This is a genomic window from Pseudomonas anguilliseptica (assembly GCF_021375795.1).
Taxonomy (GTDB): Bacteria; Pseudomonadota; Gammaproteobacteria; order Pseudomonadales; family Pseudomonadaceae; genus Aquipseudomonas; species Aquipseudomonas anguilliseptica_A.
Window position 1 is genome coordinate 236,979 of sequence record NZ_JAEIOI010000001.1, and the last position, 15,453, is coordinate 252,431.

Here is a 15,453-nt window from a genome sequence, read left to right on the forward strand (position 1 = left end):
GAAAGCCGTACCGTGTGCCCTGAACAAGTGTGCTCTTGTTGAGGCTATTGTCATGTTCGGATCACAACTGCGTCACGCGTTAGAGCAATGCCAGCAGGACCTGGCGGCGAGCTTGCAGAATATCGCGGCTATCCGTCACACCTTTGCCGTGATCGAGTTCAGCCCCCAGGGCGAGATTCTCGACGCCAACGAACCCTTTCTGGCTGTCATGGGCTATCGCCTGGATGAACTGCGCGGCAAGCACCACCGCCTGTTCTGTACCCAGGAGCAGGTCGCCAGCACGGCGTATGCCCAGTTCTGGCGGCGTCTGGCCGATGGTGAAAGCTTCAGTGACCGCTACATGCGGATTGCCAAGGGTGGCCGCGAGATCTGGCTGGAGGCCAGCTACCTGCCGGTGCGTAATGCTCAGGGGCAAGTCGTCAAAGTGATCAAGCTGGCGGCCGACATCACTGCGCGCATGCATGCTGAGCATCAGCACGAGAGTTACCTGAATGCGATCAACCGTTCGACGGCGGTTATCGAGTTCAACCTGGCTGGTGAGGTGCAGTACGCCAATGACAATTTTCTCAGTGTCATGGGCTACCGACTGGAGGACATTCGCGGCAAGCACCACCGTCAGTTCTGTAGCCATGAAGATGCCAGCAGCGATGAATACCGGCAGTTCTGGCAGCGCCTGAACTGCGGTGAGTACATTGCCGACCGCTTCAAACGGATCACCAAGAGTGGTCAGGTGATCTGGCTGCGAGCCACCTACAACCCGCTCTACGACGCCAGTGGTCGTTTGTACGGCGTGGTCAAGTTTGCCAACGACATTACCCATCAGGTGCATCACCGCGAGGCCGAATCCGCTGCCGCGCGGCTGGCCTTTGATATCGCCCGGGAAACCGATGAAAGCGCGATCAAGGGAACGGCAACCGTCGATGAGACGGTGCAGGTGGTGCGCGGGATTGCCGATGAGCTGGGCAGGGTGTCGAGCAATATCGGTGCCCTGAGTGCGCAGTCCGAGCGCATCAGCAGCATCGTTCAGGTGATCCGCGGGATTGCCGAACAGACCAACCTGCTGGCGCTCAACGCCGCCATCGAAGCGGCGCGTGCCGGTGAACAGGGCCGTGGCTTTGCCGTGGTGGCCGACGAGGTACGCAACCTGGCCGCACGTACCAGCCAGGCCACGGTGGAAATCAATGAAGTGGTGCGTCTGAACCACGACCTCGCCACGCAGGCTGTGAGCGGTATGGACGGCAGCAAGCAGCGCGCTGAGAAGGGCGTGCTGCTGGCCAACAGAGCGGGGGAGGTGATGCTGGAAATCCGCGATGAAGCGCAGCGCGTGGTGGACGCTATCGGTCAGTTCACCGAGGCCATGCAGGACTGAGGCATGCCCGACCGCTGGCGGTCGGGCGCCTGTGTTCAGCAGTTTTGCGGCGCAGGCTGCTGCTGAGTAATGCAGTGGATATTGCCGCCGCCCAGCAGGATCTCCCGGCCCGGCACCATCACCACGCGGTGTTGCGGGAACAGGCGTTGCAGAATTGCTTCGGCTTGCGCGTCTTTCGGGTCGTCAAATTTGGGCGCGATGATGCCGCCGTTGACGATCAGGAAGTTGACGTAGGAACCGGCCAGGCGGATCGACGGGGCGCGCTCCTGGGTGCCGGCCACTAGGTCGACGCCCGCACATTCTTCGTCGGTGGCATGCAGCGGGCCGGGAATCGGCATCTTGTGCACGATCAACTGGCGGCCTTTGGCATCGCGCACGCTTTCCAGCACGCGCATGGCGGCCTGGCAGCGCGGGTAGTTGGGGTCAGTGGCATCGTCGGTCCAGGCCAGCAGCACTTCACCGGGGCGCACGTAGCAGCAGAAGTTGTCGACGTGGCCGTCGGTTTCGTCGTTGAACAGGCCGTCTGGCAGCCAGATCACCGTATCGATGGCTAGGTGATCGGCCAGGTACTGCTCGATCTGCTCGCGGTTCAGGTGCGGGTTGCGGTTGGGGTTGAGCAGGCATTCCTCGGTGGTGATCAGGGTGCCTTCGCCGTCGACATGAATCGAGCCGCCTTCGAGGATCAATTCATCGGTGCGATAGCGCGCGCAGCCTTCGATCTGCAGAATCTTGCGCGCCACCTGATCATCACGCACCCAGTTGGCGTACAGGCCGCCATTCAGTCCACCCCAGGCGTTGAACGCCCAGTCCACACCGCGCACTTCGCCGCTGTTGTTGGTGACGAAGGTCGGCCCGGTGTCGCGTACCCAGGCGTCGTCGGTGGTGATTTCCACCACACGGATATTGTTGTGGGCCAGGCGCTCACTGGCGTTTTCATACTGGCCGGCGGAGACGCATACAGTCACCGGTTCGAACTCGGCAATCGCCCTGGCCACGGCGGTGAAGGCGGCTTGCGCCGGCTTGCCGCCCAGACGCCAGTTGTCCGGGCGCTCCGGCCAGACCATCCAAGTCTGGCTGTGGCTTTCCCACTCGGCAGGCATGCGGAAACCATCGGCGCGTGGGGTGCTGTTCAGGGCTGTCATAGGTTCACCAAGGTACTGAGCGATTAAGTGGGCGGACGATGCAGGCATGGGCTGCTAATGGTGCTTGCGGGCCGAGCTACGGTCATCTGACACGAGCAGGGCGCTGTCGCGATAGCATCGCATGCGGATTCGCCGCAGTGGATAGGCTATTTATATCCGATAAAAATCGGCCTTTAAAGCAGAATAGTCTTTCTATTAGGCTTTTTAATCGACTAATATCGAATAAAAATCTGCTATTACCTGTGTTTGTGTGTAAGCGCCAAGGGTTGTGAGCCTTCGGGTTCAGCGCTTCACCCCTTGCTGCGTGATGCTGTAAGCGAGTAACGATATGCGAGCCCCTAACTTCAAGCTGCAGTGCGCGCACTGCCTAATCCCGTGCCAGTCAGTGGTGACAATATGATCGAGGTAACCGAGGTTTCCATTGCCGAGTTGCGTGCTGCGCTCGAAGCCGGCCAGACCACGGCGGTTGAGCTGGTGCAGGCGTATTACGCACGCATCGACGCTTATGACGCAGCCGACACGCCGACTCACCTCAACGCCGTGGTGGTGCGTAATCCCGATGCGCTCAAGGAGGCCCAGGCCGCCGATGCCCGTCGCGCCCGTGGCGAGTCACTCGGGCCGCTGGACGGCATCCCCTACACCGCCAAGGACAGTTACCTGGTCAAGGGCCTCACTGCCGCGTCCGGTAGCCCGGCGTTCAAGGATCTGGTTGCTTATCGCGATGCCTTTACCGTCGAGCGGCTGCGCGCCGCCGGGGCCATTTGCCTGGGTAAAACCAATATGCCGCCCATGGCTAACGGTGGCATGCAGCGTGGTGTTTATGGCCGCGCGGAAAGTCCGTACAACGCCGACTACCTCACCGCACCGTTCGCTTCTGGCTCATCCAACGGTGCCGGCACCGCCACTGCCGCCAGCTTTGCGGCGTTTGGTCTGGCCGAAGAAACCTGGTCCAGCGGTCGGGGTCCTGCGTCGAATAATGGTTTGTGCGCCTACACGCCGTCGCGCGGGGTGATTTCGGTGCGCGGCAACTGGCCGCTGACGCCAACCATGGACGTGGTGGTGCCTTACGCGCGGACCATGAATGATCTGCTTGAAGTGCTCGACATCGTGGTCGCCGACGACCCGGATACCCGTGGCGATCTCTGGCGTCTGCAGCCTTGGGTGCCGATCCCGAAAGCCTCCGACGTGCGTCCAGCGGCCTATGCCGATCTGGCCGCCAAGGCCGATGCCCTGGCCGGCAAACGTTTTGGCGTGCCGCGTATGTTTATCAACAAGGATGACGCCGCCGGCACCAGCGAAAACCCAGGCATTGGCGGGCCGACCGGCCAACGCATCCACACCCGTGCGTCGGTGATCGACCTGTGGGAAGACGCGCGCAAGGCGCTGGAAGCTGCTGGCGCCGAAGTGATCGAAGTCGACTTCCCGCTGGTGTCCAACTGCGAAGGCGACCGCCCCGGCGCGCCGACCGTGTACAGCCGTGGCATCGTCACCCCGGAGTTCCTGCATGACGAGCTGTGGGAGCTGAGCGGCTGGGCCTTTGACGACTTTCTGCGCGCCAACGGTGATCCCAAGCTGAACAGGCTGGCGGATGTCGACGGCCCGCAGATTTTCCCTCACGACCCCGGCACTCTGCCTAACCGTGAGGGCGACCTGGCCGCCGGCATGGACGAATACGTCAATATGGCCAAGCGCGGCCTGAAAAACTGGGATCAGATCGAGACCCTGGCCGACGGCCTGCGCGGTCTGGAGCACACCCGCAAGATCGATCTGGAAGACTGGATGGACAGCCTCGGCCTCGACGCCGTGCTGTTCCCCACAGTGGCTGACGTTGGCCCGGCGGATGCCGATATCAATCCGCTTTCGGCTGACATCGCCTGGAGCAACGGGGTGTGGGTGGCCAACGGCAACCTGGCCATTCGTCACCTCGGTGTGCCCACGGTCACGGTGCCCATGGGGGTGATGGCGGATATCGGCATGCCGGTGGGGCTGACCTTTGCCGGTCGCGCCTACGATGATTCGGCATTGCTGCGCTTTGCCGCTGCATTCGAATCCACCGGTTCGAAACGCCTGGTGCCGCCGCGTACGCCGCCGTTGTCGCGCGGCTAAAACAGCAACGGGATTGGCGCACACCGCGTCAATCCCGTTAGTTTGTGCTCAGTTCTGGATAAGGTTCAGGCGCTGTGGCGCTTGTGCAGTTCGAACTGCTCGTGGCCATCGTCCCAGCCGGCTTCCCAGGCGGCGATCAGTACGTCGGCGGCCAGGGTGCGGGGGATATTGGTTTGCCCAGTCAGGCCGGCCATGTAGCCCTGCTGGTAAGCCTTGTTGAGGCTTTCCAGGCTCCAGTGCTGGTCATCTTCCTTGGTGAAGTCGGCGCAGGCCATAGCGGCAGCTCGCAGTAGATTTACCCCTGCAATGCTAGCTGCATCGCCTGGCCAGGGCTGCGCCGCTGATCCCGCTTTTGCCACCACTGGCGGGTTATGTGATGCAGTTGGCGAAACGCCAGCTTGCCCGCAGGGTGCACTGTGCGCACCGATATTTGCCCATCTAAGGCTAAGGCGCACCCTACGCAAGCAGGCCGCCGCTACACGGCCAGGGCCAGAATGCTGGCCTGATAGGCTGCGGCAAAACTGTCGAAATCACCTTCCTCGTGTGCTTCCAGCTCTGCCTGCTCCTGTAGCGACTGGGCGGCGCTGGCCTCGAAGGCTGCTTGCTGCTCGGCGCTCAGTGGTTGGCTGCGGAAGTATTCGGCGTGCTGCTTGCTCTGGCGCAGGGCGAACTCGGTAAAGCTCAGGCCTTGCTGCAGCTGTGCCAGCACCTGGGCCGAAGGTGTCAGGCTGGGGTCGGCGACCTTGGCCTGTTGCGCCTGCAAGGCCTGGCGATGGGCTTCACCGCCCTGGCTTTGGTCGAGCAGCTCAGCCAGCGGCAGGATCTGTTCCAGCAGCTCGCTGGCCCAGGCTTGCAGCACCACCGGCTGGCCATTGCGTTGCAGTTGCAGGCCCGGCCGGCGACCTTCCTTGACCACGGCCAGGAAGTTGTCGGTGCAGGCATGGCATTCGCCGCTTTCCAGCAGCGGGCTGTCGGCCAGTGCGCAGAACAGCAGGAAGGCGTCGAGGAAGCGCGATTCGGTAAGGTCGATGCCCAGCGGCAGGAATGGGTTGATGTCCAGGCAGCGCACTTCAACGTACTGCACGCCACGGGCCATCAGTGCCTGAATCGGCCGTTCGCCGCTGTAGGTCACACGTTTTGGGCGGATGTTCGAGTAGTACTCGTTCTCGATCTGCAGGATGTTGGTGTTCAGTTGCAGCCACTCGCCATCCTTCTTCGCGCCAATGTCCACATAGGGCGGGTAGGGCGTGCCAACCGCCTGGCGCAGGCTGTCGGTGTAGCTGGTCAGGTCGTTGTAGCAGGGTGTCAGGCCGGACTGGGCGCTGCTCTGATAGCCCAGATCACTCATGCGCAGGCTGGTGGCGTAGGGCAGGTAGAGGGTTTCTGCGTCCAGTTCCTGCAACTGATGCGGGCGGCCGCGCATAAAGCCCTTGTGCAGCGCCGGCGAGGCACCGAACAGGTACATCAGCAGCCAGCTGTAGCGGCGGAAGTTGCGGATCAGCGCGATATAGCGCGCCGACTGGTAATCGCGTGCGCTGCGGGTATCGCCTTCGGCCTGCTGCTGCAGTTGCCACAGGGCTTCTGGCAGGGAGAAGTTGTAGTGGATGCCGGCGATGCACTGCATGGTCTTGCCGTAACGCAGGGCCAGGCCCTTGCGGTAGACGTACTTGAGTTCACCGATATGCGAGCTGCCGTAACGGGCGATCGGGATCGTCTCTTCGTCCGGCAGGGCGCAGGGCATCGATGGGCTCCACAGGTATTCGCCGTCCAGCTTGCTGTAGGCGAAGCGGTGGATCCGCTCCAGGTCGGCCAGGGTTGCGGCCGGGTCAGCCTCGGCCGGGGTGATAAATTCCAGCAGCGATTCGGAGTAGTCGGTGGTGATCTGCGCGTGGGTCAGCGCCGAGCCGAGTGCGGCCGGGTGCGGGGTCAGGGCCAGTTGGCCGTTGCCGTCCACGCGCAGGCATTCGCGTTCGATACCGTGAAGGCATTGGGAAAGCAGGGAGAGGTTGGCGCGCTCGCCAAGCTGGGCCAGGCGGCGGGTTAACAGGTCGCTCAAGATTGCATTCCTTCACGCATCGGTCGCCTCAATATGGGGACGACTGCCGTGCTCTACAAGGGGGCGAGAAAACCGGCTTCAATCGGGCGCGGTTGATAGCGCTTTATAACCCGGCGCGGGTGAAGAAGGTTATAGCTGGGCGCTGTGCTTTTGCGTCAGGGCGACGCGGCAGGGCGGGCACGTTGCCCACGGACATAGGGCTTATGTCCGTGGGCGTTGGCTTATTTCTTCAGTTGTTTGGCATTGGCAAACAGCGCCGCCATGCCGCCGCTGGCCGGTGCGGGCTTGTCCTGGCTGGAATGGCGTTCGCTGCGCGGCGCATTACCGGCGGGTTTGCCGCCACGGGATTGGCCGCCACGCGGGCCTTCGATTTTCTCGCCGGGGGTGTCGCCCATGCGCATCGACAGGGCAATGCGGTTGCGTGGGATGTCGACTTCCATCACCTTGACCTTGACCACGTCGCCGGCTTTGACCGCTTCGTGTGGGTCCTTGATGAACTTCTCCGACAGCGCCGAGATATGCACCAGGCCGTCCTGGTGCACGCCGATATCGACGAAGGCGCCGAAGTTGGTCACGTTGGTCACCACGCCTTCGAGCATCATCCCCAGTTTGAGGTCGCTGAGGGTTTCCACGCCTTCCTGGAACTCGGCCGTCTTGAATTCCGGGCGCGGGTCGCGGCCGGGTTTTTCCAGCTCGCTCAGGATATCGCCAATGGTCACCAGACCGAATTTCTCGTCGGTGAACTGCTTCGGGTCGAGGCGCTTGAGGAAGGCCGAGTCACCGATCAGCGAACGGATATCGCGGCCGGTGTCGGCAGCAATACGTTGCACCAGCGGGTAGGTTTCCGGGTGCACGGCGGAGGCGTCCAGCGGGTTGCTGCCGTTCATCACACGCAGGAAGCCGGCGGCCTGTTCGAAGGTCTTGTCGCCCAGGCGCGGCACCTTGAGCAGGTCGGCGCGGCTGTTGAACGCACCATTGGCGTCGCGGAAAGCGACGATATTCTGCGCCAGGGTCGCGTTCAGCCCGGAGATGCGCGCCAGCAGCGCGGCGGAAGCGGTGTTCACGTCGACGCCGACGGCGTTTACGCAGTCTTCCACCACCGCATCCAGCGAACGCGCCAGCTTGAGCTGCGACACGTCGTGCTGGTACTGGCCGACACCGATGGATTTCGGGTCGATCTTCACCAGTTCAGCCAACGGGTCTTGCAGGCGGCGGGCGATGGACACCGCGCCGCGCAGCGACACGTCCATATCGGGGAATTCCTTGGCGGCCAGCTCGGAAGCCGAGTACACCGAGGCACCGGCTTCACTGACCATGACCTTGGTCAGGTTCAGGCCCGGCAGCTTCTTGATCAGGTCGGCAGCCAGTTTATCGGTCTCGCGGCTGGCGGTGCCGTTGCCGATGGAGATCAGGTCGACACTGTGTTTGGCACAGAGTTTGGCGAGGATCGCCAGGGTGCCGTCCCAGTCGTTGCGCGGCGCGTGTGGGTAGACGGTGGCGGTTTCCAGCACCTTGCCGGTGGCATCGACCACGGCCACCTTGCAGCCGGTGCGCAAGCCCGGGTCGAGTGCCAGGGTGGCGCGTGGGCCGGCCGGGGCGGCCAGCAGCAGGTCGTGCAGGTTGCGCGCAAACACGTTAATTGCTTCGTCTTCTGCTGTTTCGCGCAGTTCGCCGAACAGGTCGGTTTCCAGGTGGGTGTAGAGTTTGACCTTCCAGGTCCAGCGCACCACTTCACCCAGCCATTTATCGGCGGCGCGGCCACGGGCGCTAATGCCGAAGCGCTCGCCGATCATGCTTTCGCACGGGTGCATCGTGCCCGGCAGCTCGTCGCCTACTTTCAGGCTGGCGCTGAGAATGCCCTCATTACGGCCACGGAAAATCGCCAATGCGCGGTGCGACGGGGCGCCCTTGAGCTTCTCGTCGTGCTCGAAGTAATCGCGGAACTTGGCCCCTTCGTTCTCTTTGCCGGCGACGACGCGGGCGCTGAGGGTGGCGTTGTCTTTGAGGAAGCTGCGCAGGCTGGCCAGCAGGTTGGCGTCCTCGGCGAAGCGCTCCATGAGGATGTACTTGGCGCCCTCGAGCACGGCCTTGACGTCGGCAAAGCCCTTGTCGGCATCGATAAAACGCTCGGCTTCGCTTTCCGGCGTCAGTGTCGGGTCGTTAAACAGTGCGTCGGCCAGTTCGCCGAGGCCGGCTTCCAGGGCAATCTGGCCCTTGGTGCGGCGCTTCTGCTTGAACGGCAGGTAGAGGTCTTCCAGGCGCGTCTTGGTGTCGGCCAGGTTGATTTCGCGGCTCAGCTCGGGGGTCAGTTTGCCCTGTTCCTCGATGCTGGCGAGGATGCTGGCGCGGCGCTCGTCCAGTTCGCGCAGGTAGCGCAGGCGCTCTTCCAGGGTGCGCAGCTGGGTGTCGTCGAGGCTGCCGGTGACCTCTTTGCGGTAGCGCGCGATAAACGGCACGGTAGAGCCTTCGTCGAGCAGCGCCACGGCGGCGGCGACCTGTTGCGGGCGTACGCCCAGTTCTTCGGCGATGCGGTTGTTGATGCTGAGCATAGGAAAAGCTACCCACACGGAAACGAAAAACCGGCCACGCAGAGTACGGGCCAGGCACGAAAGCCGCGCATTATAAACACTGCCCGGCAATGCACCGGGAACCCGTCCGGGAAAAATCTGCTAACAATGGCTTACCCGTCGGCCATGGCTCCTGAGCCATAATGCCGGCTATTGCACACTGCCAGCGCGTCCGCGCCCGGCGGATGCCTGGACAAGGAGCCCTGAATGAGCAGCACTGCACTTCCCGTTGAAGGCGAGAAAATCCTTATCGTCGATGACGACGCGCGCCTGCGTCGCCTGCTCGAACGCTTTTTCGACGAGCAGGGCTACCGCGTGCGTGCGGTGGAAAACGTCGAGCAGATGGATCGCCTGCTGGCTCGCGAGCTGTTCAACCTGGTGGTGCTCGACCTGATGCTGCCGGGTGAGGACGGCCTGTCCGCCTGCCGCCGCCTGCGCGAGGCGAACAATCAGGTGCCGATCATCATGCTCACCGCCAAGGGTGACGAAGCCAGCCGTATTCAGGGCCTGGAACTGGGCGCAGACGATTACCTGGCCAAGCCGTTCAACCCGCGCGAGCTGCTGGCGCGGATCAAGGCCGTGCTGCGCCGTCAGGCGCCGGTCGTGCCGGGCGCGCCGGGTAGCGAAGATGAAAGCGTGAGTTTCGGCGACTATGAATTGTCTCTGGCGACCCGCGAGCTGAAGAAAGGTGAGGAAGTGCACATGCTCACCACCGGCGAGTTCGCCGTGCTCAAGGCGCTGGTGCAGCACGCCCGTGAGCCGCTGACCCGCGACAAGCTGATGAACCTGGCCCGTGGCCGCGAGTGGGACGCCCTGGAGCGCTCCATCGACGTGCAGATTTCCCGTCTGCGTCGGCTGATTGAGCCGGATCCGTCGAAACCGCGCTATATCCAGACGGTCTGGGGCGTGGGCTATGTGTTTGTGCCGGACGGCAATAAGTGATTCGTAGGTTGGCGCTGAGCGCAGCGAAGCCCAACGGTCTGTTCGCGAACCCTGCGTTGGGCTTCGTCGCTGCGCGCCTCAACCCAACCTACATCGAGTTGTGATGAAAACCCCTCTCTGGTTCCCGCAAAGTTTTTTCGCCCGCACGCTGTGGCTGGTGCTGATCGTGGTGCTGTTCTCCAAGGCGCTGACCCTGGTTTATCTGATGATGAACGAGGACGTGCTGGTGGATCGGCAATACAGCCACGGCGCGGCGCTGACCCTGCGTGCTTACTGGGCGGCGGACCCGGAAGACCGCGCCACCATCGCCGAGGCCGCCGGGCTGACCCGTGTGCCACATGAGCAGGTACCGGCCACCGAGCAGCACTGGCCTTACAGCGAGATTTTCGAGCGGCAGATGCGCACCGAGCTGGGCCCGGACACTGAGGTGCGGGTGCGCGCCAAGAGCCCGCCGGCGCTCTGGGTGCATGCGCCGAGCCTGGGCAGCGACTGGCTCAGGGTGCCGCTGTACCCGCACCCGCTGCGTGGTCAGCGGATCTGGAGCGTGCTCGGCTGGTTCCTTGCCATCGGCCTGTTGTCGACGGCGGCGGCGTGGATTTTCGTGCGTCAGCTCAATGCGCCGCTGAAACGCCTGGTGTTCGCTGCGCGGCAACTCGGCAAGGGCCGCAGCGTGCGGCTGCCGGTCGGCGATACGCCGAGCGAAATGACCGAGGTGTACCGCGCCTTCAACCAGATGGCCGAGGATGTTGAGCAGGCTGCCCGTGAGCGTGAGCTGATGCTGGCTGGGGTGTCGCATGACCTGCGTACGCCGCTGACCCGCCTGCGCCTGTCCATGGAGTTCCTCAATACCGATTCGGAGCTGACCGAGGATATGGTCCGCGATATCGAGGACATGGATGCCATTCTCGACCAGTTCCTCGCCTTTATCCGCGATGGCCGTGACGAGCCGCTGGAGCAGCTCGACCTGCTGGAGCTGATCCGCGAGGTGGTGGCGCCCTACAACCAGAAGCAGGAAATGGTGCGCCTGTGCCTGGAGCCCGTGCCGGCCTTCCCCCTGCGCCGGGTGTCGCTCAAGCGCCTGCTGGTCAACCTGATCGAAAACGCCCTGCGCTACGGCTGCAATGCCGTCGAGGTGGCGGTTTCCCTGTCGGGTGACCACAGCGCGCCGTACGTGGTGCTCAGCGTGCTGGATCGCGGTACGGGTATTGATCCGGCCGAGCTGGGCAGCATCTTCAACCCGTTTATTCGCGGTGACCGTGCTCGCGGCGGGCAGGGCGCTGGCCTGGGCCTGGCCATCGTCAAGCGCATCGCTGCGCTGCATGGCGGCAGTGTCGAGTTGCGCAACCGCTCCGGCGGCGGCCTGGAAGCCCGGGTATGCCTGCCACTGGGCCTGCTGTTGCCGCGCGACGCCGTCTAGGGGCGCTGGCATACTGTCATCGTTGCGCTGAACTATGCTCTATCAGCGCCATGACATGAGGTCAGCATGCCTACCGTTCCAGCCCGCCTTTCTGCATGGACTTGGTTGCTGCCGCTGCCACTGCTCCATATTGCCACCTGGTTTTCCCTGGCGACCCAATTCACTGACGGGGCGGCGCTCTGGTACCTGCCATTTGCTCTGGCCCTGGTGTTGGTGCTCTGGTGGGGGCCGCGGGTGTTGCTGGCGGTGTACCTCAATGCGCTGCTTTGTATGCCGCTTTGGGGCCTGGACTGGCGCTTGGCGCCGCTCTATGCCATCCCGGAAACCCTCGGGGTAACCCTGGCCTGGCTGCTGTTACGGTTGCGTCCGTTCGACCCGGCCCTGCCTGATCTTGGCCACCTGCTGCGCCTGATGCTGCTGGGCGTGTTGCTGCCGGCCGTCCCCATGGCGATTGGCGTGCAGGGCAACCTCTGGCTGACCGGGCATATTCCGCTTTCGATGCTGCCGTCCGGCAGCATGACGCTGTGGCTGGCTGATAGCCTGACCGCGCTGGCATTGGCCATTCCGCTGCTGGTGTACCTCACGCCTTGGCTGCGGGGGCATGGTTGGTTGCGTGGCCAGGCGCTTGTCGGCAGCGAGCAATTACCGCCAGTGTTGCGGCAATTACCGCCCTGGCCGCTATTGCTGATGCTGTTGCTGGGCATGCCCTGGCTGCTTGGTGTGCTGCCGCTGACCCTAAACCTGCCGCTGCTGGGTGTGATGATGCTGGGCCTGGCGTTGGTCTGGGGCTTTGCCGGCGGCGTGTGCGGGGCCATATTGAGTGTGTTGATGGTGTTGATCCTGCCGCTGTTGCGCGGCCTGGGCGATACCGAGGCATGGCTCGACCCGCAGCGCCTGGAGCTGCACTTCAGCGTGCTGCTGTTCATGATCGCCACCTTGCTGGTGGGACGCAGCCTCAGTGACTTGCGCCAGGCCCTGGCGCGCAGTGCGCAGATGCAGCAACAACTGGCACTGGCCAATCTGGCACTGGAAGCCAGCCCGCTGGGGGTGATCATCGCCGATGCGCGTCAGCCCTCCTTGCCGCTGATCTACTGCAACCCGGCCTTTGAGCAGATCACCGGCTACAGCCGTGCGGAAACCCTGGGCAATAACTGGAATTTTCTGCTCCGCGATGACCAGCAGCAACAGGCGTTCAGCCGTTTGCAGCAGGCAGTGCGCGAGGGCGTGGCCTGTGATGTGGTGTTGCGCAGTTACCGCAAGGATGGTCAACAGTTCTGGAACGAACTGACTCTGGCGCCGATGCGCGACGAGCAGGGCATCAGCCACTTTGTCGCACTGCAAAGCGATGTGACCGCCCGCGAACAGTTGGCCAGTCAGGTGCGCCTGCAGAGCGATGAGTTGCTCAAGCAGAGTTACTTGTTCAGCCAGACCGAGCACATTGCCAACCTCGGTGGTTGGGTGCTGAACATGCCGCAGCAGACCATGGACTGGAGCGCCGGCTGCTTCCGGATCTACGAGCTGGACCCGAAAAACGGTACGCCCGACCTCAACGAAGCACTGAGTTACCTGGATGCCGGCGGCCGTGTGCTGGCCGAGCAGACCCTGCAGCAACTGGTGTCGGGTCAGGAGCAGTTCGATTTCGAGGTGCGCCTGCTTACCGCCAAGGGCAAGACGCGCTGGTTGCGCATCCGGGGTATCAGCGAGCGCGATGGCAGTGAACTGGTGCGGGTGTATGGCGCGCTGCAGGATGTCAGTGCGCGCAAGTATGCCGAGCAGCAGCTACGCGAGCGCGACGAGCGGCTGCGGCTGTTCTTTGAGGCACCACTGATTGGCATGGCCCTGACCAGTCCGACTTTTGCCTGGGAAGAGGTCAACCACAAATTCTGCAGCATCCTCGATTGCAGTCGCGAGCAACTGTTGGCCAGCAGTTGGGAGAGCCTGTCGCTGGACGAAGATCTGCTGGTCGAACAGCCGCTGCTGGATCAGGTGCTCAGCGGTGAGCGTGAAGGCTTCGAACTGGAGAAGCGTTTTCGCCGCGCCGACGGCAGCCTGGTGCATACCCGCGTCAGCCTGCGCGCCGTGCGCCACAGCACCGGGCGGGTGCGCATGTTCCTGTTGCTGGTGGAAGACATCAGCGAGCGCCTGCAGGCCGAAGCGCGCTACCGCACCATCGTCGAGAACGCGCCGGAAGCAATCATGCTGTTTGACCTGCACGGCACGTTGGTCGAGTGCAACGACAATGCCCTGCGGCTGCTGCGCTATAGCCGTGAGGAAATTGCCAGCAAGCGCGTGTTTGACCTGAGCCCAAGCAAGCAGGCCGATGGCCAACTGACGGCCGATCTGGGCCGGCTTTACCTGCAGCGCGCGATGGCGGGTGAGGCGCCGGTCTTCGAATGGCTGCACCGGGACAGCGCTGGTCGGCAGATTCCCTGTGAGGTCCGTCTGGTGCGCATGCCGGGCGAACCGGTGCTGATTCGCGGCAGCGTCACCGATATTTCCGAGCGGCAGCGCTATCAGCGTGAGATCGAGCGGCTGGCCTTCAGTGACGAACTTACCGGGCTGCCCAACCGGCGCCTGCTGCTCGACCGCCTGCAGCATGCCATGGACCGTGAGCTGCGCGAGAATACCCTGGGCGCTTTACTGTTTATCGACCTGGATCACTTCAAGACAGTCAACGACAGCCTGGGGCACCAGGTTGGTGATGGCCTGCTGCGCGAAGTCACGGCACGGCTGGCCAGCGGCCTGCGCGCCGAAGACACCCTGGCGCGGATGGGCGGTGACGAATTTGTGGTACTGCTCGAAGGGCTCGACAGCAACCCGCAACTGGCCGCTGAGTCCGCCGCGATCACGGCAGAGAAACTGCTGAAAAGCCTGGTTGGCACCTGCTGGATCGACGGCCATGAGCTGTCCATTAGCGCCAGTATCGGCATCGCCCTGCATCCGTTTGGCAGCCAGCGGGCCTCGGATGTGCTGAAGCAGGCAGACACTGCGATGTACCGGGCCAAACAGGGCGGACGCAATGCGCTGCATTTCTTCGCCCCGGAGATGCAGGCGGCTATCGACCAGCGCCTGCAACTACAAAGCGAGTTGCGCCAGGCCGTACAGCGCAACCAGTTGTACCTGGTGTTCCAGCCGCAGTTGGCCCTGAGTACCGAGCGAGTGGCCGGCGCCGAGGTGTTGCTGCGTTGGGTGCACCCGGAGCGTGGCGAGATCATGCCGGCGGACTTTATCCCGTTGGCCGAAGAAACCGGGCTGATCGAGGAACTGGGTGGCTGGGTGCTGGAGCAGGCCTGTGCAACGCTTGCGCGCTGGCTACCGCAGTGGCCGCAGCTGGTTCTGGCGGTCAATCTCAGCCCACGCGAATTGCGCCAGCGCAGCTGCGTGACGCGGGTCCGCGAGTGCCTGCAGCGTCATCAGGTTCCGGCCACGGCGCTGGAGTTGGAGATTACCGAGGGCGTGCTGCTGGAAGATGTTGAGCAGTGCATCAGCAATATGCAGGCGCTCAAGGCGCTCGGCGTGCGTTTCGCCATCGACGACTTCGGCACCGGCTACTCCTCACTGACCTATCTAAAGCGTCTGCCGCTGGATCGGTTGAAGATCGATCGCAGCTTTACCTGGGACATGGACGGTGAAGACGGCAGCGGCCTGATGCTGGTGCAGACCATTCTGGTGATCGCTCGCAATCTGGGTCTGGAATGCGTGGCCGAAGGTATCGAAAGCCAGTGGCAACTCGATTGCCTGCGCCAGCATGGCTGCTCGCTGGGGCAGGGCTATCACTTCAGTCGGCCGTTGAAGGAAGCGGATTTCCAGGCCTGGTTGCAGCAGCATCAGGCGCCACCACCACTTTTTTGAGG

General features: G+C 63.3%; 8 protein-coding genes and 2 pseudogenes. 6 read left to right on the forward strand and 4 right to left on the reverse strand.

Annotated features, from left to right (window positions below):
• Positions 1 to 52: 52 nt before the first annotated feature.
• Together IOD17_RS19420 and IOD17_RS19425 are read left to right on the forward strand one after the other, a co-directional pair.
• Positions 53 to 826: pseudogene (locus tag IOD17_RS19420) on the forward strand (PAS domain-containing protein); the annotation flags it as partial.
• 102 nt (positions 827 to 928) lie between these two features.
• Positions 929 to 1,369: pseudogene (locus tag IOD17_RS19425) on the forward strand (methyl-accepting chemotaxis protein); the annotation flags it as partial.
• 35 nt (positions 1,370 to 1,404) lie between these two features.
• Here IOD17_RS19425 and aguA read toward each other — a convergent pair.
• On the reverse strand, positions 1,405 to 2,511 hold the full coding sequence (gene aguA, locus IOD17_RS01130; RefSeq protein WP_233683276.1) for an agmatine deiminase: 1,107 nt from the start codon (positions 2,509 to 2,511) through the stop codon (positions 1,405 to 1,407).
• 396 nt (positions 2,512 to 2,907) lie between these two features.
• Here aguA and IOD17_RS01135 point away from each other — a divergent pair, with 396 nt between their 5' ends.
• Entirely contained in the window at positions 2,908 to 4,617 is a 1,710-nt protein-coding gene (locus IOD17_RS01135) for an amidase (protein ID WP_233683277.1), read from the forward strand.
• A 65-nt stretch (positions 4,618 to 4,682) separates the two neighbouring features.
• Here the strand turns inward: IOD17_RS01135 and rmf are convergent, their stop codons facing one another.
• The 3 genes from rmf to IOD17_RS01150 all read right to left on the reverse strand — a co-directional run bounded on the left by rmf (position 4,683) and on the right by IOD17_RS01150 (position 9,222).
• Positions 4,683 to 4,892: a ribosome modulation factor gene (gene rmf / locus IOD17_RS01140; protein ID WP_233683278.1), complete on the reverse strand. Its 210-nt coding sequence runs from the start codon at positions 4,890 to 4,892 to the stop codon at positions 4,683 to 4,685.
• A gap of 200 nt (positions 4,893 to 5,092) precedes the next feature.
• Entirely contained in the window at positions 5,093 to 6,673 is a 1,581-nt protein-coding gene (gene gshA, locus IOD17_RS01145) for a glutamate--cysteine ligase (RefSeq protein WP_233683279.1), read from the reverse strand.
• A gap of 221 nt (positions 6,674 to 6,894) precedes the next feature.
• Complete coding sequence (locus IOD17_RS01150; protein WP_233683280.1) at positions 6,895 to 9,222, reverse strand: Tex family protein; 2,328 nt, start codon at positions 9,220 to 9,222, stop codon at positions 6,895 to 6,897.
• A gap of 225 nt (positions 9,223 to 9,447) precedes the next feature.
• Between IOD17_RS01150 and ompR the strand changes: the two genes are divergently transcribed.
• From ompR to IOD17_RS01165, 3 genes are all read left to right on the forward strand, one after another.
• A complete protein-coding gene (gene ompR, locus IOD17_RS01155; protein WP_233683281.1) occupies positions 9,448 to 10,182 on the forward strand; it encodes a two-component system response regulator OmpR in 735 nt (244 codons plus the stop codon).
• 103 nt (positions 10,183 to 10,285) lie between these two features.
• A complete protein-coding gene (locus tag IOD17_RS01160) occupies positions 10,286 to 11,599 on the forward strand; it encodes an ATP-binding protein (RefSeq protein ID WP_233683282.1) in 1,314 nt (437 codons plus the stop codon).
• A 66-nt stretch (positions 11,600 to 11,665) separates the two neighbouring features.
• A complete protein-coding gene (locus IOD17_RS01165) occupies positions 11,666 to 15,451 on the forward strand; it encodes an EAL domain-containing protein (protein WP_233683283.1) in 3,786 nt (1,261 codons plus the stop codon).
• Positions 15,452 to 15,453 lie beyond the last annotated feature (2 nt).

Coding starts and splice junctions, on each gene's coding strand:
- aguA (WP_233683276.1), bottom strand. CDS start 2,511: ATGACAGCCCTGAACAGCACCCCACGCGCCGATGGTTTCCGCATGCCT.
- IOD17_RS01135 (WP_233683277.1), top strand. CDS start 2,908: ATGATCGAGGTAACCGAGGTTTCCATTGCCGAGTTGCGTGCTGCGCTC.
- rmf (WP_233683278.1), bottom strand. CDS start 4,892: ATGGCCTGCGCCGACTTCACCAAGGAAGATGACCAGCACTGGAGCCTG.
- IOD17_RS01150 (WP_233683280.1), bottom strand. CDS start 9,222: ATGCTCAGCATCAACAACCGCATCGCCGAAGAACTGGGCGTACGCCCG.
- ompR (WP_233683281.1), top strand. CDS start 9,448: ATGAGCAGCACTGCACTTCCCGTTGAAGGCGAGAAAATCCTTATCGTC.
- IOD17_RS01160 (WP_233683282.1), top strand. CDS start 10,286: ATGAAAACCCCTCTCTGGTTCCCGCAAAGTTTTTTCGCCCGCACGCTG.
- IOD17_RS01165 (WP_233683283.1), top strand. CDS start 11,666: ATGCCTACCGTTCCAGCCCGCCTTTCTGCATGGACTTGGTTGCTGCCG.